The organism is Algoriphagus aquaeductus (assembly GCF_003253485.1).
GTDB lineage: Bacteria > Bacteroidota > Bacteroidia > Cytophagales > Cyclobacteriaceae > Algoriphagus > Algoriphagus aquaeductus.
Genome location: NZ_QKTX01000007.1, coordinates 137,380 through 158,677, shown reverse-complemented (window position 1 = coordinate 158,677; position 21,298 = coordinate 137,380). Strand labels below are relative to the sequence as shown.

General features: G+C 43.9%; 21 protein-coding genes. 8 read left to right on the top strand and 13 right to left on the bottom strand.

Annotated elements, in window-relative coordinates:
- From CLV31_RS11315 to CLV31_RS11305, 3 genes are read right to left on the bottom strand one after another with little or no spacing between them, the layout of a single operon-like run.
- Positions 1–2,619 carry a DNA gyrase/topoisomerase IV subunit A gene (locus tag CLV31_RS11315; protein WP_111393003.1) on the bottom strand — a complete coding sequence of 873 codons (2,619 nt, stop codon included), beginning with the start codon at positions 2,617–2,619 and terminating at the stop codon, positions 1–3.
- Positions 2,620–2,660: 41 nt separating this feature from the next.
- A complete protein-coding gene (locus CLV31_RS11310) occupies positions 2,661–4,559 on the bottom strand; it encodes a DNA topoisomerase IV subunit B (protein WP_111393002.1) in 1,899 nt (632 codons plus the stop codon).
- A gap of 9 nt (positions 4,560–4,568) precedes the next feature.
- Positions 4,569–5,060, bottom strand: a complete 492-nt coding sequence (locus tag CLV31_RS11305; RefSeq protein WP_111393001.1) for a DNA topoisomerase IV — start codon at positions 5,058–5,060, stop codon at positions 4,569–4,571.
- 225 nt (positions 5,061–5,285) lie between these two features.
- Between CLV31_RS11305 and CLV31_RS11300 the strand changes: the two genes are divergently transcribed.
- A complete protein-coding gene (locus CLV31_RS11300) occupies positions 5,286–5,672 on the top strand; it encodes a hypothetical protein (RefSeq protein ID WP_111393000.1) in 387 nt (128 codons plus the stop codon).
- Here CLV31_RS11300 and CLV31_RS11295 read toward each other — a convergent pair.
- On the bottom strand, positions 5,653–6,585 hold the full coding sequence (locus tag CLV31_RS11295; protein WP_111392999.1) for an ROK family protein: 933 nt from the start codon (positions 6,583–6,585) through the stop codon (positions 5,653–5,655). The genes CLV31_RS11300 and CLV31_RS11295 overlap by 20 nt on opposite strands.
- 45 nt (positions 6,586–6,630) lie before the next feature.
- A complete protein-coding gene (locus CLV31_RS11290) occupies positions 6,631–7,119 on the bottom strand; it encodes a YkgJ family cysteine cluster protein (protein ID WP_181452619.1) in 489 nt (162 codons plus the stop codon).
- A gap of 78 nt (positions 7,120–7,197) precedes the next feature.
- On the opposite strand from CLV31_RS11290, the gene CLV31_RS11285 reads away from it, so the two are divergent.
- On the top strand, positions 7,198–7,557 hold the full coding sequence (locus tag CLV31_RS11285; RefSeq protein WP_111392997.1) for an arsenate reductase family protein: 360 nt from the start codon (positions 7,198–7,200) through the stop codon (positions 7,555–7,557).
- On the opposite strand, the gene CLV31_RS11280 is transcribed toward CLV31_RS11285, so the two are convergent.
- Entirely contained in the window at positions 7,554–8,387 is an 834-nt protein-coding gene (locus CLV31_RS11280) for a CvfB family protein (RefSeq protein ID WP_111392996.1), read from the bottom strand. The two genes, CLV31_RS11285 and CLV31_RS11280, sit on opposite strands and share 4 nt — an antisense overlap.
- Positions 8,388–8,680: 293 nt before the next feature.
- Here CLV31_RS11280 and CLV31_RS11275 point away from each other — a divergent pair, with 293 nt between their 5' ends.
- Both CLV31_RS11275 and CLV31_RS11270 read left to right on the top strand, forming a co-directional pair.
- The gene (locus CLV31_RS11275; protein WP_111392995.1) at positions 8,681–9,571 is read left to right on the top strand and encodes a 3-hydroxybutyryl-CoA dehydrogenase; all 891 of its coding nucleotides are present in this window, start codon (positions 8,681–8,683) and stop codon (positions 9,569–9,571) included.
- Positions 9,572–9,585: 14 nt separating this feature from the next.
- Entirely contained in the window at positions 9,586–10,203 is a 618-nt protein-coding gene (locus CLV31_RS11270; RefSeq protein ID WP_111392994.1) for a deoxynucleoside kinase, read from the top strand.
- Between the two features lie 317 nt (positions 10,204–10,520).
- Here the strand turns inward: CLV31_RS11270 and CLV31_RS11265 are convergent, their stop codons facing one another.
- Genes CLV31_RS11265 through CLV31_RS21840 form a run of 3 tightly spaced genes read right to left on the bottom strand, consistent with a single transcriptional unit; the run spans position 10,521 to position 11,783 of the window.
- Positions 10,521–11,165, bottom strand: a complete 645-nt coding sequence (locus CLV31_RS11265) for a DUF7255 family protein (protein ID WP_111392993.1) — start codon at positions 11,163–11,165, stop codon at positions 10,521–10,523.
- 4 nt (positions 11,166–11,169) lie between these two features.
- On the bottom strand, positions 11,170–11,628 hold the full coding sequence (locus CLV31_RS11260; RefSeq protein WP_111392992.1) for a DUF2452 domain-containing protein: 459 nt from the start codon (positions 11,626–11,628) through the stop codon (positions 11,170–11,172).
- Positions 11,625–11,783, bottom strand: a complete 159-nt coding sequence (locus CLV31_RS21840) for a hypothetical protein (protein ID WP_181452618.1) — start codon at positions 11,781–11,783, stop codon at positions 11,625–11,627. The genes CLV31_RS11260 and CLV31_RS21840 overlap by 4 nt, the downstream gene beginning before the upstream one ends.
- Positions 11,784–11,945: 162 nt before the next feature.
- Between CLV31_RS21840 and CLV31_RS11255 the strand changes: the two genes are divergently transcribed.
- Genes CLV31_RS11255 through ggt form a run of 3 tightly spaced genes read left to right on the top strand, consistent with a single transcriptional unit; the run spans position 11,946 to position 16,382 of the window.
- On the top strand, positions 11,946–12,281 hold the full coding sequence (locus CLV31_RS11255; RefSeq protein WP_111392991.1) for an Hpt domain-containing protein: 336 nt from the start codon (positions 11,946–11,948) through the stop codon (positions 12,279–12,281).
- 28 nt (positions 12,282–12,309) lie between these two features.
- Positions 12,310–14,682, top strand: coding sequence for a S9 family peptidase (locus CLV31_RS11250; protein WP_111392990.1), 2,373 nt, complete (start codon positions 12,310–12,312; stop codon positions 14,680–14,682).
- On the top strand, positions 14,679–16,382 hold the full coding sequence (gene ggt / locus CLV31_RS11245) for a gamma-glutamyltransferase (protein ID WP_111392989.1): 1,704 nt from the start codon (positions 14,679–14,681) through the stop codon (positions 16,380–16,382). The genes CLV31_RS11250 and ggt overlap by 4 nt, the downstream gene beginning before the upstream one ends.
- A gap of 76 nt (positions 16,383–16,458) precedes the next feature.
- Here the strand turns inward: ggt and CLV31_RS11240 are convergent, their stop codons facing one another.
- From CLV31_RS11240 to CLV31_RS11230, 3 genes are read right to left on the bottom strand one after another with little or no spacing between them, the layout of a single operon-like run.
- Positions 16,459–17,187, bottom strand: a complete 729-nt coding sequence (locus tag CLV31_RS11240; RefSeq protein ID WP_111392988.1) for a LytR/AlgR family response regulator transcription factor — start codon at positions 17,185–17,187, stop codon at positions 16,459–16,461.
- On the bottom strand, positions 17,184–18,236 hold the full coding sequence (locus CLV31_RS11235) for a sensor histidine kinase (RefSeq protein ID WP_111392987.1): 1,053 nt from the start codon (positions 18,234–18,236) through the stop codon (positions 17,184–17,186). The genes CLV31_RS11240 and CLV31_RS11235 overlap by 4 nt, the downstream gene beginning before the upstream one ends.
- Before the next feature lie 19 nt (positions 18,237–18,255).
- Positions 18,256–19,122, bottom strand: coding sequence for a TraB/GumN family protein (locus CLV31_RS11230; RefSeq protein WP_181452617.1), 867 nt, complete (start codon positions 19,120–19,122; stop codon positions 18,256–18,258).
- 233 nt (positions 19,123–19,355) lie between these two features.
- On the opposite strand from CLV31_RS11230, the gene CLV31_RS11225 reads away from it, so the two are divergent.
- Positions 19,356–20,384: a sugar phosphate isomerase/epimerase family protein gene (locus CLV31_RS11225; RefSeq protein ID WP_111392985.1), complete on the top strand. Its 1,029-nt coding sequence runs from the start codon at positions 19,356–19,358 to the stop codon at positions 20,382–20,384.
- A gap of 16 nt (positions 20,385–20,400) precedes the next feature.
- Here the strand turns inward: CLV31_RS11225 and CLV31_RS11220 are convergent, their stop codons facing one another.
- The gene (locus tag CLV31_RS11220) at positions 20,401–21,291 is read right to left on the bottom strand and encodes a DUF1684 domain-containing protein (RefSeq protein ID WP_111392984.1); all 891 of its coding nucleotides are present in this window, start codon (positions 21,289–21,291) and stop codon (positions 20,401–20,403) included.
- Positions 21,292–21,298 lie beyond the last annotated feature (7 nt).

Genomic DNA, 21,298 nt, shown 5'->3' with positions numbered 1-21,298 from the left:
TTAAAATAGCCCCAATTGTTCGTCGTCTTCTTTCTTTGGTGTGAGATCGATCGTGCTTCCGATTTCCAGTTGATCCTCGGTGTCAAGGTCCATTTCCTCGGACTCCTCTTGCTCCTCAGTTTTGGATTTCTCAGATTCGATCAGCTGAATATCCTTGACAGGATGCGCACTAAGCTTGTTTCCAATCGCTTTCCAACCTTTCACATCGATCAGCATTTCGAGATCATATTCCATCTGCTCCTCCTCTTTGCCCTTGATTACCGTGACCATGATTTGAGCCTGGGAATCGGTCGTGACAAGCTTCAGATGCGACTGCTTATGGTCTGAAATAAAGCCGAATCGCTTATTGACCGTGGTCGTCTCAATTAGGAACCGCTTCACAAAATAAGTCTTGGTTGCGCCGTCAAAATAAATGGCGGAAATGATCTTTTGAGGATCAAATTTCTGAATCAACAAGACATCATTTGATTCATATCGATTGGTCAACTCGAAACTGGTCAATTCATAATCCCCGTTTTTGTAACAAACCAAAATCTTGTCATCTCCAAGGAAGTTTCCGATCAAGCGGCCACGCTGATCTGTATTCAAACGGCCAACTGACGAATCGTAGTACACATTCAGACCTCCCAGCGTAGATTTTCCTTCCATCTTGAATTGGATCTTTCTAACCGGATATTTGGTCAGAATATTTCCACCTGCGCCTCTTCCTTTGATCTCGATTCCTGCAAAATCAAAGTCAAAAACTTTGACTCTTGCCTTAGCGCCCTGGGTCAGATAAACTGTAACCGTTTCTGCTTCACCATTTGGATTGGCGGTCAGGTATAGGATTTTTGAGCCTTTGGTACCCTTGGTCAGATCGTATTCTTTGTCTCGGGTGATGCCTCCTACCTGAAAGCGCTTGACCATACATCTTCCGGAAGTGCCATCCAGATAGATGAGATTATAGGTCATTCGTTCATCATTTTTTCGGAATACGCCCACGAATAGGATGTCTTTCCCCATGAAGAGCTTTTCCTGAATTTTAGACACCACCATTTTTCCATCTTTTCGGATCGCAATGATGTCATCCAAATCCGAGCAATCACAGATGAATTCGTCTTTTTTCAACCCGTAACCCACGAAGCCATCGACCCGGTTGACATAAAGTTTGGCGTTGTTGGCTGCTACTACTGCTGCCTGAATGGTATCGAATGCTCTGATTTCAGTCTTTCGCTCCCGCCCTTTGCCATACTTATCCAAAAGATTTTGATAATAAGCAATCGCATACTCAGTCAGGTGCTTCAGGTTGTAATTGACTTCTTTCAATTCTTCCTGAAGACGTTTCATCAATTCATCCGCTTTGAAGGCGTCAAACTTGGATATTCGCTTGATCTTGATTTCTGTAAGACGTATCAAGTCGTCTTGGGTGATTTCTCTGTAAAAATCAGGTTTGTATGGATCAAGCCCTCTGTCAATTGCCTCCAAGACAGCTTCCCAAGTGGTACATTCTTCGATATCGCGGTAAATGCGGTTTTCGATAAAAATTTTCTCCAAGGATGAGAAAAGCAATTTTTCCAAAAGTTCACCTTTTCGAATCTCCAGTTCTCTTCTTAAAAGCTCCTTGGTTTTTTTGGTGTTGTATTCAAGTATCTGGTTTACGGTTAGAAAAACCGGTTTGTCCTCAATGATTACGCAGGCATTGGGAGAGATAGATACTTCACAATCGGTAAAGGCATAAAGGGCATCAATGGTTACATCCGGAGACACTCCCGGTGCCAATTGGATTTGGATTTCCACATCCTTGGCGGTGTTGTCCACCACCTTTTTGATTTTGATTTTCCCTTTATCGTTGGCTTTGAGGATGGAATCGATCAAGGAGTCCGTGGTCGTTCCAAATGGTATCTCTTTGATCAATAAGGTCTTGCTATCTTCCTCTTCAATCCTGGCTCTAACCTTTATTTTTCCTCCTCTGAGTCCTTCTTGGTAGTCGGAAAAATCGGCCAGCCCTCCTGTCAGAAAATCAGGAAGCACATTTGTTTTATTCCCTTTGAGAATTTCAATCGAGCCTTCGATCAGTTCACGGAAGTTGTGCGGAAGAATTTTAGTAGAAAGACCCACCGCAATTCCTTCCACTCCCTGAGCTAAAAGAAGTGGAAATTTGACCGGAAGGGTGATCGGTTCACGTTTTCTGCCATCATAGGAAAGTTGCCAATCCGTAGTTTGGGGATTGAATACTACCTCTAGGGCAAACTTGGAAAGTCGGGCTTCTATGTATCGGGCCGCGGCAGCACCGTCCCCGGTACGCACATCGCCCCAGTTGCCTTGAGTTTCGATCAGAAGGTCTTTTTGACCGAGGTTCACTATTGCATCGCCAATGGAAGCATCCCCGTGGGGGTGATACTGCATGGACTGCCCGATGATGTTGGCCACTTTGTTGAATCGCCCATCATCCATTTCTTTCATGGCATGCAGAATCCTGCGCTGTACAGGCTTCAAACCATCCTCAATGGCAGGAACGGCCCGCTCCAGGATTACATAAGAGGCATAATCCAGAAACCAATCTTTATACATCCCTGTCACCGGGGTAGAGTCATGCAAACTTTCGTCTGCTCCTTCTGCAAGGTTATTTTCTTCGCTCATTTACTTAGTCAAACCAATATTTGTAATCAATCAATAAAAAATCAGGCTGCCTCTATCTCCTCCTCTTCCTCTGTTTTCTTGGGATCATCCAATGCCAAATCCTTTTCAATCCTCAGATTGTCTATGATAAAGTTTTGACGATCAGGAGTGTTTTTTCCCATATAGAAAGTCAGCAGGTCAGAGATTTTGGTATCCTTGTTTAAGATAATGGGATCCAAGCGAATATCCTCCCCGATAAAATTGCCAAACTCCTCTGGAGAAATCTCTCCCAATCCTTTGAATCGGGTGATTTCAGGCTTATTGCCCAGCTTATGAATGGCCCGCTGACGCTCTTCGTCTGAATAGCAATAGATCGTTTCTTTCTTATTTCTGACTCGGAACAGAGGCGTATCCAAGATGAATAAATGCCCATTTTTGACCAAATCAGGGAAAAACTGTAAGAAATACGTCATGATCAGCAAGCGGATGTGCATTCCATCCACATCGGCATCCGTGGCGATGACGATCTTTCGGTATCGGAGATTTTCGATTCCGTCTTCAATATTCAGAGCGTGCTGAAGCAGGTTAAATTCCTCGTTTTCATAGACCACCTTTTTGGTCATACCGAAGCAGTTCAGCGGTTTGCCTCTCAGTGAAAATACCGCCTGAGTCTGTACATCCCGGCTTTTGGTGATCGAGCCTGAGGCCGAATCCCCTTCTGTAATAAAGAGCATCGTTTTGTTTTTGATGTCTTCATCTCCTTTGGGATCGTCGTAGTGCACCCTGCAATCTCTCAGTTTCTTGTTGTGAAGATTGGCCTTTTTGGCTCGCTCGTTTGCCAGCTTTTTGATGCCTGAGATTTCTTTTCTTTCCCGCTCGGATTGCAAGATTCTTTTCAGCAAAGCATCGGCTGCACCGGGGTTTTTATGGAGGTAGTTGTCAAGCTCCGTTTTGATGAAGTCATTGACAAAGGTCCTCAAGGTAGGGCCGTCAGGACCGATATTTTGAGAGCCCAGCTTGGTCTTGGTTTGGGATTCAAAGACCGGTTCTTGTACTCTTACGGCAATGGCCGCCACGACCGACTGTCTGATATCCGAGGCGTCGTAATCCTTTTTGTAAAATTCCCGGATGGTTTTCACAATGGCTTCCCTGAAGGCAGCCAGGTGAGTTCCACCTTGGGTGGTGTATTGCCCGTTGACAAAGGAATAGTATTCTTCACCATAACTTCCCGAGTGGGTGATAGCCACTTCGATATCATTTCCTTTGAGGTGAATGATCGGGTAGCGAATGCTCTCCTCGTCCACCTTATTGGAAAGCAAGTCATACAGTCCCTTGTCTGAGAAATACTTTTTCCCGTTGTAGTTGATCGTGAGCCCTGCGTTGAGATAGGCATAATTCCAAATCTGATTTTCGAGGTACTCCGGAATGAAGTGGTAATTTTTGAAAATCGAGGCATCCGGAGAAAAAGTAATCCGTGTACCATTACGCTCGGAAGTTTTATCAATCGCAGGATCATTGACCAAAATGCCTTTTTCAAATTCAGCCATTTTGGTTTCTCCCTCACGGAAAGACTGCACTTTGAAAAAATCCGAAAGCGCGTTGACGGCTTTGGTACCGACACCGTTTAGCCCAACCGACTTTTGAAAGGCCCCGGAGTCGTATTTACCTCCAGTATTGATTTTAGACACACAGTCGATGACTTTGCCCAAAGGAATGCCCCGACCATAATCCCTAACCTCTACCCGATGCTCGGAGATCTTCACATCAATCGTTCTTCCATGACCCATCATGTGCTCGTCGATGGAATTATCCAATATTTCTTTGACTAATACATAAATACCGTCATCCTGAGCACTTCCGTCTCCCAATTTCCCGATATACATGCCGGGCCTGAGTCGGATATGCTCCCTCCAATCAAGGGATTTGATACTGTCTTCGGTATATTTTACAGGTTCTGCCATAATTCTATTTTAAGAGCGCTGTACGGATTTGAATTTTCCAACAAGCAAAACAAACAAGCCAACTACCCATACAAACAGCAAAGTGGGCATCAGGAAAAACCAAAAGCTGAAAGATCCAGCCGCTATTTCTTCCTGATTGTTGATGGCGTGTACATAAAATACCAAAAGTCCTAAGCTCAGGTTGATTAATCCTGCAAAGGAATAAAACCACGCCAGAATATAATCTCGAAACGGATCTCCAATGGGGAAAACCCGGTGCATCTTTTGGTTGGTTTTGGTTTCAAGCGACTTGGGGGTAAAAAGGGAAATCGCATTGAGCAAAAGGAAGGCCCCAATCATGGAGTAAAAAAAGGTTCCTTTTTCCCAATCTCTATTGATATTTCCACTTTCATCGACCCGTATGCCCACTTGTTCGGGCAGGGCAGAATAGAAATACAATAAGAAAAAAAGAAAAGTCAGAATGCTGAGGTAGTAGAAGGCTTTTCCGAATCTGTAATACATGAAATGAGTGATTGAACGTGCTAATATAACCGATTTGAATAAACCTTCGGGGCTTTCTTAGTGTTCGGAAAATGTCAATTCTTGTCAGACTAAATCAAGCTTTGTTTCAAATCGGTGAAGATCAAGTTCCTACTCCTGCCTCCCATAATTCTTTCTCGATTCAAAAATCTAAAATTTAGATTTCCGCCTATTTTCAGCCCATCTTTGTACGACAATTTGAATCCTATGAAAATACATCAGTCAGTCCTATTATTCCTGTTGATTTTTGGCATCCACTCTTGCAGTCCTAAACTTGATGCAGGAGCGGTGAACCTTGAAAATTGGAAAGCCGATCGGGATGGCTGTAAGGGGCTTAGGATGCAGGATCTCGAAGAGCTACAGCGAATCAAGAACAATTTCCTTGGAGCTGACAACCAATCTTTGATCAAGACATTTGGCAGGCCAGACCGCGTAGAACTGGTAGATAAAAGCCAAAGTTTCTTTTTTTATTTCCTCGAACCAAGTTCTGATTGCGATGGGCAAAAAAGCGAAAAAGAACCGCTTAGGGTTCTTTTTCGGATGAATGCATTGAGCAAAGTATCTGAAGTCAATATCACAACCCTGAACCCATAAAGCAGAGGGCTGCAGCACCAAGTGTACCCGCATTGTTTTCCAAAGTCGCTTTTTTCAATTTAAGGTCCTTGACATAATAAGGAGTCAGATATTTTCGGGTATTGTATTCGATGGTTGGCATCATAAATTCCAAACCTGCTGAAATCCCTCCTCCAAAGTAAACATCGGTCACATCCAGTACCCGGATGGTTGAAACAATAGCCTCACTCAGGATTTCGGCCACCTCTTTGAAAACCATCAAAGACACCTCGTTTCCAGCCTTGGCGGTATCGACCAGAAGATGGGTGCCCAGTTCTTTTCCTACCAGTTCTCCTGCTTTTTCCGGATAAGCACCGATCAGATTATCCATGATTTTCAAAATGCCATTTCTTCCGATCAGCGTTTCCAAGCCTGCATTGCCACGGGAAAGCATATGGCCCATTTCCAAGGCATTGCCTCGAGAACCTTTGAACACCTGACCGTCGAGAACCAAGGCACTGCCTATGCCTGTGCCCATGGTGATGAAAAGGAAATTCTCGGCAACATCTCCTTTGCCATAATGAAACTCCCCGATCGCTGCTGCGGCGGCGTCATTTTCCAAAAAGAAACCATGCTTTGGAAATCTGGCTTGGAGGCTTGCCTTGAGCGGAAAGTTATTGAGATCCGGGATAGCCGGGATCTCCAATGGAGTCATTCTGTCCTTGGTGATCATTCCCGGTAGCCCGATACCTACTTTTTCGACTTGGGGATATTTGGCGAGATATTTTCCTATGATGGAAACGAAGTTGGGACCAAATCCATCGGGATGCTCTCTGTATTGGGTGGTGTCTTCTTTTTGAAAGTCAAGCATGTTGCCTTCCTTGTCCACTAATCCGATTTTCAAGTGGGTTCCCCCCACATCTACTCCGAGAAACTGAGTATCCGATGAATTCATAGTTATTTTGATAGGTTTGATTGCCAAAAAAGCAAAAGTATTGCTTCACTTCCTATAATCTTTGCCGATCTCATAAAAAATTTTGAGAACAGCAGGACAGACCAGTGTGTTTTTCAAACTCAGGTCTAAAATCCCCAGCATATTTTTCCGGTCAGTGTGGGGGTATTCCCGACATGCTTTGGGCCGATCTTCATAGACCAGACATTTATTATCCGCTCCCAAAAACGGACAAGGAGCAGAATTTAAAACATAATCTCCGTCCTCGTCTCGGTGCAGGTACTCCTCAATAAATTGGCTGCTCTTCATCCGGAAGGTTTTAGCCAGGCGGTCAATGTCCGTTTGGATGAAAATCGGGCTGGTAGTATTACAGCAATTGGCACAATCCAGACAATCCAATTCAGTAAATACCTCTTCATGTAACCGATGAAAAGTCAAATCCAAGTCCTTGGGTTTGGTTTTTTTGAGCTTTTCCTTCAGCTTTTTATTGCCGGGAAAATCCGACTTGCTTTCCTTTCTAAATTTTTCGAGATCAATTTTCACTTATACAAGCATTTGAATTTCAATTATTTGTAAAAATCGCTAACTTATGATATCACAAAACCCAGAAGCGCCATGAAAACACATCCTTCTGAGCTTTATTTCTATCACAGCTCAATTCAGCCGATTGATAAGCAGACCAAGGCTTACGCCAAATCTATCGCCAAATTTGTGAATGAAATTGATCTGATCCGTGAAAAACTCACAGCCACTCAATGGGATCAGATCTTGCTCAAATTAAACCTCAGGGCAAAGGACCTGCTCAACAGAGCACATCCGGATTACCAAAGGCTGATCGCGGGTAAGGATTGGGATGACGAAGGATGGCTTAATATTCTGGTCAATTATCCTTACCTGATCAAAGCACCCATTGCTATTTTCCGAAACAGGGCAATTCTCTGTAAAACTCCAACCGATATCTTTAAGTTGGACTAATCACGGCTCAGGGAGATCCCATCCTCCTGGATTACGATCTCCCTGGCCTTATACAATTGACCTATGCACTGCTTGAAATGCTTCTTGCTCATGCCCAAAAGCTGCTTGACCTCTTCCGGATCGGATTTGTCATGAAGGGGTAAGAATCCCTTTTCTTCCAATATTTCAAGGATTTTTTCAGCTCCCTCCTCGTATTTAACTCGGCCCACCGGCAGCAACTGTAAGTCAATTTTTCCATCATCCCTTCTCTTTTTGACCCAAAGTTTCCGTCGGGCACCTATCTCCAAAGGCTGAAAAACCTCATTTGCATAGATCAAGCCCTCGTAGCGGTCTTCCAAAAGTACCTTATAACCCAATTCGGTTTTTTCAAAAATCAATCCTTCACATTCATTGCCCGGCTCATAATCTTTGGGCGCAGGGTACATAAACTCCCTGTATTTACTCACACCGATCAGGCGATCACTCTTGTAATCCACACAAACCCGTATCAGATATTTTTGACCCGGAGTCATTGGCTTGGCCATTTCGGCATTGGGAACGAATAAATCTTTCAACAATCCCCAATTCATAAATGCTCCGAATTTGGTGACCTCCTTACATTCCAAGACGGCAAATTCATCCAACAGGACAATAGGACGATCAGTTACAGCCACAGGACGGTCTTCACTGTCAGTGTAGACAAACACCTCCACCTCATCTCCTTCCTTTTCATCCCCTTTCAGATATCCCTTGGGAAGTAGGACTTCTCCCCCGTCACTTAAGGCCAAATAAGCTCCAAAATCTGTAAACCGGTTGATGGTTAATTTGCTGATCAGTCCTAATTCTTTCATGTGTTTATAATTTGATTTTCATTTGCCACATGGAATCTCGCAAATCTTACAATCATTCCATTGTGTGACTTTATTAGTCATGCCTGTCTGCCTCAAGCAGGCTCGATTTCATGTCTTCAAAGGTATAGATTAATCCCGTCTCATGATTTGAATTTTCCGACAAACAAAGTCAGGAATGACCTGTTGAAATTGGAATTACCTTGGCTTAGGATTAGCTTTGAAGCAACCAAAACAGGCTACACTAGCCATCATAAACCCAAATATTCACGTTTTTCACTCGTAATAAGACAGTTATGAAATTCATCTCAGTAATCGGATCAGGCACTATGGGAAATGGCATCGCCCATGTTTTTGCACAGCACGGGTATCAAGTTTCGCTCATTGATATTTCCACCATACAGTTGGAAAAAGCCCTCGCCACCATATCTAAGAACATGGATCGGCAAGTAAGCAAAGGGTCACTCACTGAGGCCGATAAAGATGCCGCTTTGGCAAGAATCACTCCATTTACCGAACTTTCTGACGGTGTCAAACAAGCTGATCTGATCGTGGAAGCGGCGACCGAAAACATGTCCCTTAAGCTGGATATCTTCAGACAATTGGATCAATTGGCTCCATCCTCGGCCATCTTGGCCTCCAATACCTCTTCTATCTCGATTACCAAAATAGCTGCTGTCACCAAAAGACCCACTCAGGTAATTGGAATGCACTTTATGAATCCGGTGCCTGTGATGAAGTTGGTGGAAGTCATCCGAGGCTATGCCACTTCTGATGAGGTGACTGAGATCATCATGGATCTTTCCCGAAACCTCTCCAAAGAACCAGTCGAAGTCAATGATTATCCAGGATTTGTGGCCAATAGAATCCTGATGCCCATGATCAATGAAGCGATATACACCCTTTTTGAGGGAGTAGCCGGAGTCTCCGAGATCGATACCGTAATGAAATTAGGCATGGCTCATCCGATGGGCCCGCTTCAATTGGCGGATTTTATCGGGCTTGATGTATGCCTTTCTATCCTGAAAGTACTCCATGACGGATTTGGCAATCCAAAGTATGCCCCTTGTCCACTTTTGGTGAATATGGTTGAGGCGGGTTTTAAAGGAGTGAAGTCGGGAGAAGGATTCTATCAATACTCTCCGGGAAGCAAAGAACTGGTGGTTTCTCCAAGATTTTCCAAGTAATTAATATTCAACAAATGCATTTAGCGGTATCCGGAAATATTGGAAGTGGGAAAACCACGCTCACTGAAAAATTGGCCAAACACTACGGCTGGAAAGCAGAGTTTGAAGCAGTAGATGACAACCCTTATCTCCCAGATTTCTATGAGGACATGAAGCGGTGGGCTTTCCACCTGCAGGTGTACTTCCTCAATTCCAGATTCAATCAGATCAAAAAAATTCAGGAAAGTACCATTCCAACCATTCAGGATCGGACCATCTATGAAGATGCCTATATTTTTGCCGCCAATCTTTACAAAAGCAAACTCCTGACCGAAAGGGACTACTGGAATTATCGAAGTTTGTTTGATTCCATGATTTCTCATGTCAAAGCTCCCGATCTCTTGATCTACCTCAAAGCGGACATCCCAAAGCTGGTCGGTCAGATCGAAAAGCGTGGCAGAAGCTATGAAACGGCCATGCGGATCGATTACCTCAAAAATCTGAATTCTCACTATGAGGATTGGATAGGCAACTACAGGGAAGGCAAATTACTGATCGTAGACGTAAATGATTTGGACTTCGTGGAGCGGCCTGAGGATTTTTCCTTTATCGTCGAAAAAATAGAACGGGAAATGTTTGGGCTTTTTGCCTGATATTCAATAATATGATTAACCGCTATTTGCACCACCAGCCAAATACTCATCGATTAATGGGTCGGAAGACCGATACTTCGACAAGCTCAGTACAAGTGACCGAAGAATTCTTGATTTCTGCCTTTTTGAGAAAATTCTTAAGCTAGCCAAGCCTACTGGTATGAGGGCGGATATACAGATTCATTAATTAAGGGGTTTCAAAAGAAATCCCTTTTTTTATGTTCAAAAATCTTAGTTCGACGTTCGACAATCGAAATTCAATGGTTCTCGACCTTCACTTTTCAACATTTTCACCAATTCATTTTTCCAAAATCCACCTACCCCAACTTCCTCATCAGCCAATTGTAGATCACCATTCGCTGTTCTTCTTTGGGATTGACCAGCAGCTGATCCAATCGCTTAAGCGAGCCTCCTGTCATCAAAGTTTCATACGGATTGAGCCGGAGGAGTTTGAATCCGTGAATCCGGGTTTGTAGATCGATTTGGGCACTGTTGTAAGCCAAAAGCTTCCATCCCGAAGCTCCGTTGCCTGAGAAATCCCCCGGATCACCTGCTTTTCCAAACAGATTTCCTGCCACCGGAGGGCCTGACCATATCCGTTGCGGCATTCCTGCTTTCAGCGCTTCTTTTTCATAGGTTCGGCACAGTCTCTTGTAACTTTCGACAAAGGGAAAGCTGAGTTCCTGATACATTTCCGACCGGAAAGTCGCCAGCCGATAGCGGTTGAAGTGAAGCTCTTCATCCCAAAGAATCAATTGCCTGCCGATTTTGAAATCAAACTTCAATTTTTCCAACAAAGGCAGTGTACCATTGCCTCCTAACTCGGCAAGTATTCCTTTCAGCCAATTTTTCCCCCTTTCGTCCAGATATTTGGGTACCACCTCCAATTCCGTTTGCCAATCGTAATCAGCCCCTCCTTCTTTCAGGATGAAATCCAGTTGCCTGGTCATCAGATGCTCCATGCTTTTAGGAATTTTCGCGGAGAATTTCCCAGGTGTGGTCTGCCAGTAATTTCACCTCAGCCACAAAATTGGCCCACTCTTTTTTTCTCCCCCACTCCTCTGGGGCGATCATACTCATAAAGTCCGTACCATCCGACTTTTGATACAGGAAGTAGCGATGGTTGATCAGTGGTTCAAAAGCGATAGAAGCCTGATAAATCCGCTCAGACACTTCTACCCGAGCTTGGATTTTTTTGGCTTGGTCAGCCAAAAGCTTCATTTGTTCATAGATTTGAGCCATTTGCATGTCAGTTTGACTATGCATGGCAGCCACTGCACGTCCGGTAATCTTACCTTTATCCTCCGGCTTGATCAGGGCACTTCCCGCATGATGTGCGTAGGGCAAAGTCCCGGGATTTTCAGTTGTCTTTTCCTTCATCAGGTCCAGATCAAGCTTTTCAACGTCTATTTTTTTACCGGTCATTTGGAGGGGGATTCTACTTCGTTGGAAATTCTTTCCTTGAGATTTCCTTTTGAACCCGGGAAGGTGGTTCTTTTGGAAATATCATAGCTGACATAAAGAATAATCAGCATGAAAAGGACAAAGAGGGCCAAGAAGATTTTTTTATTTTTTTGCATGGACTTCTTACTTGTGAAAGGCAAAATTAAACATTACGCTGTTTTATCAGGAATGCGGGTAAAACTCATTTGTAGAAATGATGCTTTTTGAAAATTGTTTTTAAATTTATCAAGTTCCTTTAAAATCGGATTTTTATCACTCTTTAAGTATTTCACCCGTATATGTATCAACTCATCAGCGAACAGTCCATTTATCAGTATTTTGGCGATGATGATCCGGCAATGATCCGGGAAATGATTCAAATCATTTTGGACACCAATATCAAAGATCTTAAAGAGTTGGATTTGTTTTATGACGCCGGAGATTATGTTTCCATCAAAAAAAGATGTCATAAAGCCAAACCGAGCATGAGCTATATCGGGGCAATCAAAACCCGAAAAACGCTGGAGGAAATCGAGATTAATCTGGAAAGCTCCAAAGCTCTGAATGATCAACTTCAAGATCAACTCCAAACCATCGAATCAGAATTGAAGACTTTTCTGAGCGGACTCCATTAAAGATCATCACCCAAATAAACTTATTACTATGCAGCGGAAAATTTTCTTTCTGCCTGTGTTGCTGTGCATATTTGCCTCAGCTCAGGCGCAGTCTTCTCTTTCGGTAGACTACATCATGAGAGATCCCAAATGGATGGGGATCTTCCCAAGTGCTCCCTATTGGAGTGAGGACAGCAAACAGATTTTTTTCAGGTACAACCTTGAAAACGATCCGGCCGATTCACTTTACAAAATAGACTTGGCCAAGCCAAATCAAATCTCCAAGGTTCACTGGTCTGAAGAAAAAATCCTGAGAAAAGATTTGGCTACTTTTAACCAGGATGAATCCCTCAGGATTTACAAAGAGAAAACTTCGATTCAATTGGAAGATCGGAGAAAGAGAACCAAAACCACCCTTTTTGAATGGTTTGATCCGATCAGCAATCTTCAATTTATGGCCAATGAAAACCTGATTTCCTTTAACTCAGGGTCTAACTTCTATATTTTTGACCGCAGCTCAAAAAACATCCGAAAGGTCACCTCCATTGTCAATGGAAGCAAACCTTCATCTCCTGCCGGAAATGCTGGAGCTAAGATTTCCTTTTTGGAATCAGAAAATCTCGCCCTGTTGCAAGTGGTAAGGGACCGGAAAAATGCCCAAAATCAGAGTCAGAAATACCGTGAATCAGTCAGAGAGAAAACTTCTGACTTTGTATTTTATACCGAGGGAAAGAATCTTTCCAACCTTCAGTTGAGTCCGGATGGAAGTTTTGCCACTTTTTCGGTTTTCACCCCTGCTTCAAATAAAAATACCAAAGTGCCGGATTATACCGCTGCTTCCGGATATACAGAAGATCTCAATACCAGGCCCAAAGTAGGTACCCAGCCCAATAAAGTGATCATAGGCATCTATGATTTGAAGAAAGATACGGTCTATTATGTCACTACCTCCAATCTGCCCGGGATCAAAGATTTGCCCGATTATGTGAAAGATTATCCTGAAAAGACCTGGGAAGAAAAAGAAAGGGATTTGACCCTCTCCGGACCCTATTTTTCACCTGATGGAAAGAGGGCGATTGTTCAGGTACGTTCTTTTGACAACAAAGACCGCTGGATCACCGAACTCAACCTGACGAGCGGTGAATTGAAGACTTTAGATCGGCAGCGGGATGAAGCTTGGGTGGCAGGTCCGGGAATAGGCGGATCTTTTGGAGGAGGTACATTGGGATGGCTTCCTGACTCCAGACATATTTATTTTCAATCGGAATCCACGGGTTACTCCCATCTCTATCTACTGGATGTGCTGACCGGAGAAAAAAAGGCTTTGACTTCCGGCAAGTATGAGGTTTTTGATCCTAAAATCTCCAAGGATAAAAAATCCTGGTACCTGACCACTTCAGAAGTGGATCCCGGAGAGCGGCACTTTTACCGTATGCCACTGATGGGCGGTAAAATGGAAAAAATCACTTCGATGACCGGTAACAATGAAGTGGTTCTTTCTCCCGACGAGAAGCAATTGGCCATTCTTTACTCCTACTCCAATATCCCTACGGAATTGTATGTACAGGAAAACCGGGCTGGTGCTGCCCCAAAACAATTGACCTCAGGTCAGTCTGCTGAGTTCAAGGCCTACTCTTGGAGAGATCCACAGTTGGTCAGATTCCCCGCGCAGGATGGGGCTCAAGTTCCGGCCAGGTTGTATTTACCTGATCCTGCCAAGAAGAATGGCGCTGCGGTCATTTTTGTCCATGGTGCGGGATATTTGCAAAATGTACACAAATGGTGGAGCACCTACTTCCGGGAGTATATGTTCCACAACCTATTGGCCGATTTAGGCTATACGGTTTTGGATATTGACTATCGGGCTTCGGCGGGGTATGGGAGAGATTGGAGAACAGGAATCTATCGGCACATGGGAGGAAAAGACCTTTCTGACCAAGTTGATGGTGCGAAATACCTTGTCTCAGCTCAGGGTGTTGATACCGGGAAAATCGGAATTTATGGAGGAAGTTATGGAGGATTTATCACGTTGATGGCCTTGTTCAACCATGGTGATGTCTTCAAATCGGGTGCAGCCCTCAGATCTGTGACCGATTGGGCACATTACAACCATGGCTACACTGCCAATATTCTGAACACTCCGGAAGAGGATCCGATTGCTTACCGTCGCTCCTCTCCGATCTATTTTGCTGAAGGATTGCAGGGAAATCTGTTGATCGCCCACGGGATGCTGGATGTTAATGTCCACTTTCAAGATGTAGTCAGGTTGGCACAGCGCCTTATTGAACTGGGTAAAGACCATTGGGAAATGGCCGTATATCCGGTAGAAGATCATGGTTTTGTGGAGCCAAGTTCTTGGGCAGATGAGTACAAGCGTATTTTGAAATTATTCAACACCACCCTTTTGGAAGAGTCTAAATGAAATCATCCGGAATAGTATCACTCGCCCTCTCGCTCAGTGTGCTTATCTTTTCTTGTGGAAAAAAGGAGGAAGTTCCCAGTCCAAAAATCGGACTGATTGCTGAGAAAGCCATGGTGGTCTCTGCACGGGAAGAAGCTTCTCAAATCGGCTTGAAAATCCTGCAAAAAGGAGGCAATGCCTTTGATGCCATGATGGCTACCGAAATGGCATTGGCAGTAACCTTTCCGTTTGCAGGGAATTTAGGAGGAGGAGGCTTTATGGTTTATCGGATGGCTGACGGGAGTACAGGAAGTATCGACTACCGGGAAAAGGCCCCCATGGCTGCTTCCAAAGACATGTTTTTGGATGAAAACGGGGATTTTTTGTCACAACTCAGTACCAAGGGAGCCTTAGCATCCGGAGTACCCGGAACCATTGCAGGGATTTTTGAAGCTCAGTCCAAATTTGGCAAACTCAAGCCCTCCGAGATTCTTCAACCGGTGATTGATTTGGCCAAAAATGGATTTGTGGTGACTGCAGCCCAGGCTGATCGGTTAAAGCGCAACAGGGAAACGTTTATTGATGTCAATGGTCCCCATACTTTTTTTGCCCGGGAAATCCGAGCCGGAGACACATTGAAAATACCCGTGCTCGCAGCTACCTTAGAACGAATTGCTAAAAATGGGCGAGATGAATTTTATACCGGAGAGACTGCCAAGATCCTTGCCCGTTATATTCAGGAAAAAGGAGGAATCATTACAGAAGCGGACTTGGCCTCCTATCAGGCGGTTTGGAGGGATCCGATTATCTATCCTTATCGGGATTTGAAAATCATTTCCATGGCGCCTCCGAGCTCAGGCGGAGTTACGCTTGTTCAGATTTTGAAAATGCTTGAACCCTATGATCTCCAAGCTTTGGGTCATCATTCACCGGAGTACATACAACTCCTGGTCGAAGCAGAACGAAGAGCCTATGCTGACCGCAATTATTACCTCGGTGATCCTGACTTTGTAAAAATACCTGTTAATGAATTGCTTGATACGGAGTACCTCAAGTCAAGAATGAGTAATTTTTCATTTGAAAAAGCCACAAGGTCCTCGGAAATTTCTCAAGGAAACATCTCCTTTGCGGAAAGTATGGAGACCACCCACTACTCTATTGTGGATGCGGAAGGAAATGCGGTTTCTGTCACTACGACCCTGAATGGAGCCTACGGGTCCAAGGTTTACATCGATGAGCTGGGCTTTTTTATGAACAATGAAATGGATGATTTCAGCGCGAAGCCTGGCGTGCCCAACATGTTTGGACTCATCGGTGCAGCGGCCAATAGCATCGCCCCCGGAAAGCGAATGCTTAGCTCCATGACTCCAACGATTGTAGAAAAGGACGGAAAGCTTTGGATCGTCGTGGGGACTCCGGGCGGATCCACTATAATTACCTCTGTGCTTCAGACAATCCTGAATGTGGCGGAATTTGGTATGGGAATGCAACAAGCGGTAGAATCTCCCCGGTTTCATCATCAATGGCTCCCGGATCTGGTCAATTTTGAACCCAATTCCTTCGATTCTACTCTAATATCCACACTCAAAGCACGGGGATATTTGATCAATGAAGCCAATAGTCCGATTATCGGAAAAGTGGATGCGATTCTGGTTTTGCCAGATGGTAGACTGGAAGGAGGCGCAGATCCGCGCGGGGATGATAAAGCAGCAGGTTTTTGATGGATAGTGATGGATGGTAAGCAGCATGTGAAGATTATACCCCCACTTACTGCTTACCTTTCACTATTCACCCCATTCACACCCCCGTAATCTCTCGAAACTTAGCACTTTGGCGTTGACTGAGATCAATTTTATGTCCTGATTTCAAGATGATTAGCAGCGTACTGTTGAAATAGGGTTCAATCTGATCGATAAAGTCCAGATTGAACATATACTGCCGATTGGCCCGAAAGAAAAGGTCATCCGGTAATTTTTGCTCGAGATAGGTTAAGGATTTGTGCAAGAGGGGTTTGTGCTTGTCGTAGTAAACCCGTACATAATTCCCTTCACTTTCAAGCAGAAAAATCTTAGCGATTGGTACGAAATGGCATTTCTCCCCGTCTTTAATAAAAATCTTTTTATCGGCACTCAGTCGATCGTCTTCCTGAGGGGTGGCTGGATTTGAAAATACTTTGGATCGAAATCGTTGGATGGCTTCCGCCAGCCGTTTGGGGTTAAGCGGTTTTAGCAAATAGTCCAGCGCATTGATTTCAAACGCCTTGATGGCAAACTGATCATAGGCTGTCACAAAAATTACATCTTTGACTTCTTCCAAGCTTTCCAGAAAAGCAAATCCGTCCTTTCCCGGCATGTTGATATCCAGAAAAATAAGATCGGGCATTAACTCATTGCATTCCAAAATCGCCTCCTCTACCCGATCATTGGCACCAATGATTTCCAGGTCCTCGTAGGGGTTTAGCAATACTTTAAGCTCTTCCAGAGCCAACAATTCATCATCGACTAAATACACTCGTTTTTTACTCATGACATCGGGTAAGTTAGGGTTGCTTTCACATGGCTATCTCCGAAATTATCCAGATGAAAGGAAGATTTATCCGGAAACAAATTCTGGAGTCTTTTTTCAAGATTGCTGAGGCCGATTCCCATGGAAAAATTTTCCTCCAACTGTCCTGAATTGATCAATTCCACCCACATCTTTTGTCCCTTGATTTTACTTTCAATTTTTATTTTCCCTCCATCAGGCAGCTTGGTAATCCCATGTTTAATGGCATTTTCGGCAAGGGTAAGGATCATAGCGGGAGGAATCCGCTGCTCCAATGTTTCCTCCTGAATCAGAATTTCGACTTCCAATCTTTTGCCAAAGCGGATCTGTTCCAGTTCCAGATATTTGATCACCTCATTGATTTCATCATTCAACGAAATGAGCGGGGCCTTTTCATAATTCAGCGAAAACCTTAAAAGCTCAGAAAGCTTGATGATGGCATCCCGGGATTTTTCCTGATCGATCAGAACGAGGGCCTTGATGCTATTGAGGGCATTGAACAGAAAGTGCGGATTAAGCTGGATTTTCAGCAATTCCAATTCTGCTGATTTGGCCACATTCTCCAACATGAGTTTCTGCTCGCTGATTTCCGAGTTTCGCTTCAGGATGTGATAGAGGTAATAGATGATGATCCATACCAACACATACCTCCCCAAGTTCATCACTTGGCCAAAAAAAGAGATAATCGTTTGCTGTTTTAACAAGGCCTGAAAATCGATAAAAACATACGGCAGATATAGAAGAATTGCCATCATCAAGGCGATGACCAAGGTATCCAAAAAAGCTTTGAACCATATTCTGGATAAGCTTCGAGAAAACACTCTTTCCCGGATAAATACCGATTTATATCCATGGGAAACAAACAAACCAACCAGAGAATACAGGATGAACTGCTGAAAAAAAGTCCATTCAAATGATCCGTGGATGAAAAAGGTATAATTGATTGTTTCGATAAATACAATCGAACTCCAGCCGACTACCTGTAGGAGCCAATATAATTTGGTTTTGCTGAAGTTGTTTTTTGTCCCCATTTTTTGTTCAAATCAGGAATTATGGGAGAATGGGTGTTACGGTAAAGCCAGCTTTTCGAAGAAGTTCAACTACTCCCATTTCCCCTCCAAGGTGTCCTCCTCCCACAGCAATAAATTGGCTTTTTTGCTTCAGTTTTTCCTGAAGAATCGGAATCCAGTTCTTATTTCTGTTGTCCAATAGGATATTTCGGTAGTTATTCATCATTCCGTCTGCTTTCATCACGTCAAACAGGCCGTGGATATCTTCTGTCAGGTAGGTACTGACCAGCTTGCGGAATTCATCCGCACCGGATTCCTCTTTGATCATTTTTACCAATTCTTCCATTTGAACAGCCGCCGGGATCTGATCAAAAATCCCCATTTGAAGCTCGACGGTTTCCAAACCCTCTATGCTTTTGGTCTGCGCTTTTGCCTTTTCCATGAAAAAGGTCTCGTAGCTTTTCACATCTTCACAGGGGATGGATTTAAGTAAGGCCATAGAACTCAATACAAAGGGCTTTAGAATTCCCAATTGGGCTATTCCAGCCCCATAATTTTCGGTAAAAAAGCGATCCAATAATTCGGTGTCTTCCTTTGTCAGTTCCGATTGAATATTTTTCATCCCTTCATTCAGGGATTGCTGTTGCATTTTCATGGCCATTTGCGGATCTGACAAGTCCAATTCCAACAAAAGGCCCTCGCTGTGGGCTAGTGCGGCTTCAATCCGACTGTCCATCAAAAAATCTTCTGCACAGATGATATGGATAGTTCCAAAAAGGTAGGATTCTTTAGAAAGACCGTTACCGGAAATTTTCCAAAGCAATGAGGTCTCCTGAGCAAAGGAGGTGAACCCCATGAAAAAGAAAATCAGGAGGAAAAAATAAGTTTTATGAGTTAGACTTTTCATATCCATGACATTTTATGATGGCTGAAAGATCGGGTAAAAAGTATAACAAAAGGTATCAACCTCCATTAATGCAGAATTTGAGAGATGAATGAGGAGGAACACCAATTTCAGATCCTACATTTAAAAGGAAATATCACCAAAAAAACCTATTCCAAACTTCTTGCAGTAATTGTTGGAGGTGGTGCAGCAAAAAATGATAAATTCCATCTCCAAACAATTCAAACCCATTAGCCATGAACAAGCGTCGAGAATTTATCCAAAAATCAGCCTTGGGACTTGCAGGATTGGTCACTGCACCAGCCTGGCTTGAAGGTGCCCCTGTACTGATTAAGTCATTAAATAAGCCAAACTCCGTCATCAATGGTGTCCAGATCGGATGCATCACTTATTCATTTCGATCCATGCCTGACCAAAGCGCCGAAGCAACCCTGAAATATGTGGTGGATTCGGGCATATCGGCTATTGAACTCATGGGGGATCCTGCGGAAAGCTTTGCAGGAATGCCCGCTCCTTCTTTCAACCGCATGAGAGTTTTCCAACTTGGTGGAAAACAAAGGCGGGGTGAAGAACTCACTGAAGATGAGAAAAAAGAACTGACTGATCTGCAAGCACAAAGCAGCGCCTATACCAAAGAGGTGGCCGCCTGGAGAGCCAATGCGGACATGAAGAAATTTGAGCAACTCCGCAAAATGTACAAAGATGCAGGTGTGAGTATATATGCCTTCAAGCCGAGTGCTTTTGGGATCAACAATTCAGATGTGGAAGTGGCCTACGGAATGAAGGCGGCCAAAGCCCTGGGTGCTAGCCATGTCACGCTTGAACATCCGTCTAATGACGAACAAACACTACGCTTGGGCAAACTCGGGGAACAACATGGGATGTCAGTTGGATATCACGGACATGAACAGGAAACATTTACCTTCTGGGACACGGCAATCGCCCAAAGCCCTAAAAACGGATTGAATCTCGATGCGGGACATTATATCGCGGCGGGTCATTCGGATTTGATTCCGCTGATCGAAAAGCACCAAGCGCGAATACTTAGCATGCACACCAAAGACCGGCAAACGCCTGCCAACGGAAAAGGAAACGTGGCTTGGGGAAGCGGCGATACCCCAATCGGAGAAATGCTGAAACTCATGCAGAAAAACAAGTACAAATTTCCGGCAACTATCGAACTCGAGTACCAGGTTCCCCAAGGTTCGGACGCGGTGAAAGAAGTTCAAAAGTGTTTGGAATTCTGCCGAAAAGCATTGGTTTAAAATCTTTTCAAACGGGTCAAAATGACCCGTTTTTTTTTCGATGTCCAACTGGTGCCTTCTCTCCTGCCTCTAAAGCGAAGGGAAGTCGGTTTACTTTAGGCGGAATCGGGCAAGTGGCAAACGGAGTAAAGGCACAGGGAGGATTATAAGAAAAATTAAAATCAACTTCCGTGATTCCCGTCCTATCCGGATAGTTGACATAGAGGTAGCGACCAGTGGGATACGTTTCTTTTCCGCTTGTCTCATCTGAAAAAATAACAAACAGCTTGCCTGCTTCATCCAGAGCAGTGAGCTCGTATTTTTTTCCTTCCAATTCAAATCTTAAAATCCCCATGACCTTCCATTCGATCAGCTGCCCAAGGACATTGGGTATCTCCATGGTCTCGTTGAACCGAGGTTCAAAAAAAGCCACTACTCTAAAATTTGGATTATAGTCAAAAACAGGAATTCCTGTGAAATTTTTCAATTCAGGATGAGTCAAATCCCTGAGTCTAATTGCATACAGTCCACCCCTTTGGATCACCGTCCATTTCCAATGGTCGTAATAAAGGGCTCCTAGCGCATAGTTTTCTGTAGGATATTGAAGTGATTTTGTAGGAAGTAATCGCTTGGAATTTTTGACAAGTTTGGAATTGAAATTGAACCAAACGGTATCATTCCCCAATTGAAAGGAACCAATATTCTTTTTCCCAGCCCGGTCTGAAAGAACCAAACTGTCATCTGAAATTTGATTCAAAAAAATATTTTCCTCATCCAGCCAAAGTAATCCAGCCAGATTGATCCAACCGTCTTCGCTCCTCAGTTCGCTTACTCTTGCCAGCTTCCAATTTTCAAATTCTGTCACTTGGGCATTAGCTTGTTGGATGTAAAATAGAAGTATCAATAATAAAGCAGTGAACCTGTTCATGGGAGGC

Excerpts from the sequence above, each read along its gene's own strand:
- CLV31_RS11300 (WP_111393000.1), top strand. The coding sequence starts at position 5,286 with ATGAAAATACATCAGTCAGTCCTATTATTCCTGTTGATTTTTGGCATC.
- CLV31_RS11305 (WP_111393001.1), bottom strand. The coding sequence starts at position 5,060 with ATGTATTACAGATTCGGAAAAGCCTTCTACTACCTCAGCATTCTGACT.
- CLV31_RS11230 (WP_181452617.1), bottom strand. The coding sequence starts at position 19,122 with ATGAAAAGTCTAACTCATAAAACTTATTTTTTCCTCCTGATTTTCTTT.
- CLV31_RS11270 (WP_111392994.1), top strand. The coding sequence starts at position 9,586 with ATGCATTTAGCGGTATCCGGAAATATTGGAAGTGGGAAAACCACGCTC.
- CLV31_RS11235 (WP_111392987.1), bottom strand. The coding sequence starts at position 18,236 with ATGGGGACAAAAAACAACTTCAGCAAAACCAAATTATATTGGCTCCTA.
- CLV31_RS11225 (WP_111392985.1), top strand. The coding sequence starts at position 19,356 with ATGAACAAGCGTCGAGAATTTATCCAAAAATCAGCCTTGGGACTTGCA.
- CLV31_RS11275 (WP_111392995.1), top strand. The coding sequence starts at position 8,681 with ATGAAATTCATCTCAGTAATCGGATCAGGCACTATGGGAAATGGCATC.
- CLV31_RS11250 (WP_111392990.1), top strand. The coding sequence starts at position 12,310 with ATGCAGCGGAAAATTTTCTTTCTGCCTGTGTTGCTGTGCATATTTGCC.
- CLV31_RS11220 (WP_111392984.1), bottom strand. The coding sequence starts at position 21,291 with ATGAACAGGTTCACTGCTTTATTATTGATACTTCTATTTTACATCCAA.
- CLV31_RS11280 (WP_111392996.1), bottom strand. The coding sequence starts at position 8,387 with ATGAAAGAATTAGGACTGATCAGCAAATTAACCATCAACCGGTTTACA.
- ggt (WP_111392989.1), top strand. The coding sequence starts at position 14,679 with ATGAAATCATCCGGAATAGTATCACTCGCCCTCTCGCTCAGTGTGCTT.
- CLV31_RS11295 (WP_111392999.1), bottom strand. The coding sequence starts at position 6,585 with ATGAATTCATCGGATACTCAGTTTCTCGGAGTAGATGTGGGGGGAACC.
- CLV31_RS11285 (WP_111392997.1), top strand. The coding sequence starts at position 7,198 with ATGAAAACACATCCTTCTGAGCTTTATTTCTATCACAGCTCAATTCAG.
- CLV31_RS21840 (WP_181452618.1), bottom strand. The coding sequence starts at position 11,783 with ATGCAAAAAAATAAAAAAATCTTCTTGGCCCTCTTTGTCCTTTTCATG.
- CLV31_RS11240 (WP_111392988.1), bottom strand. The coding sequence starts at position 17,187 with ATGAGTAAAAAACGAGTGTATTTAGTCGATGATGAATTGTTGGCTCTG.
- CLV31_RS11310 (WP_111393002.1), bottom strand. The coding sequence starts at position 4,559 with ATGGCAGAACCTGTAAAATATACCGAAGACAGTATCAAATCCCTTGAT.
- CLV31_RS11265 (WP_111392993.1), bottom strand. The coding sequence starts at position 11,165 with ATGGAGCATCTGATGACCAGGCAACTGGATTTCATCCTGAAAGAAGGA.
- CLV31_RS11260 (WP_111392992.1), bottom strand. The coding sequence starts at position 11,628 with ATGACCGGTAAAAAAATAGACGTTGAAAAGCTTGATCTGGACCTGATG.
- CLV31_RS11315 (WP_111393003.1), bottom strand. The coding sequence starts at position 2,619 with ATGAGCGAAGAAAATAACCTTGCAGAAGGAGCAGACGAAAGTTTGCAT.
- CLV31_RS11255 (WP_111392991.1), top strand. The coding sequence starts at position 11,946 with ATGTATCAACTCATCAGCGAACAGTCCATTTATCAGTATTTTGGCGAT.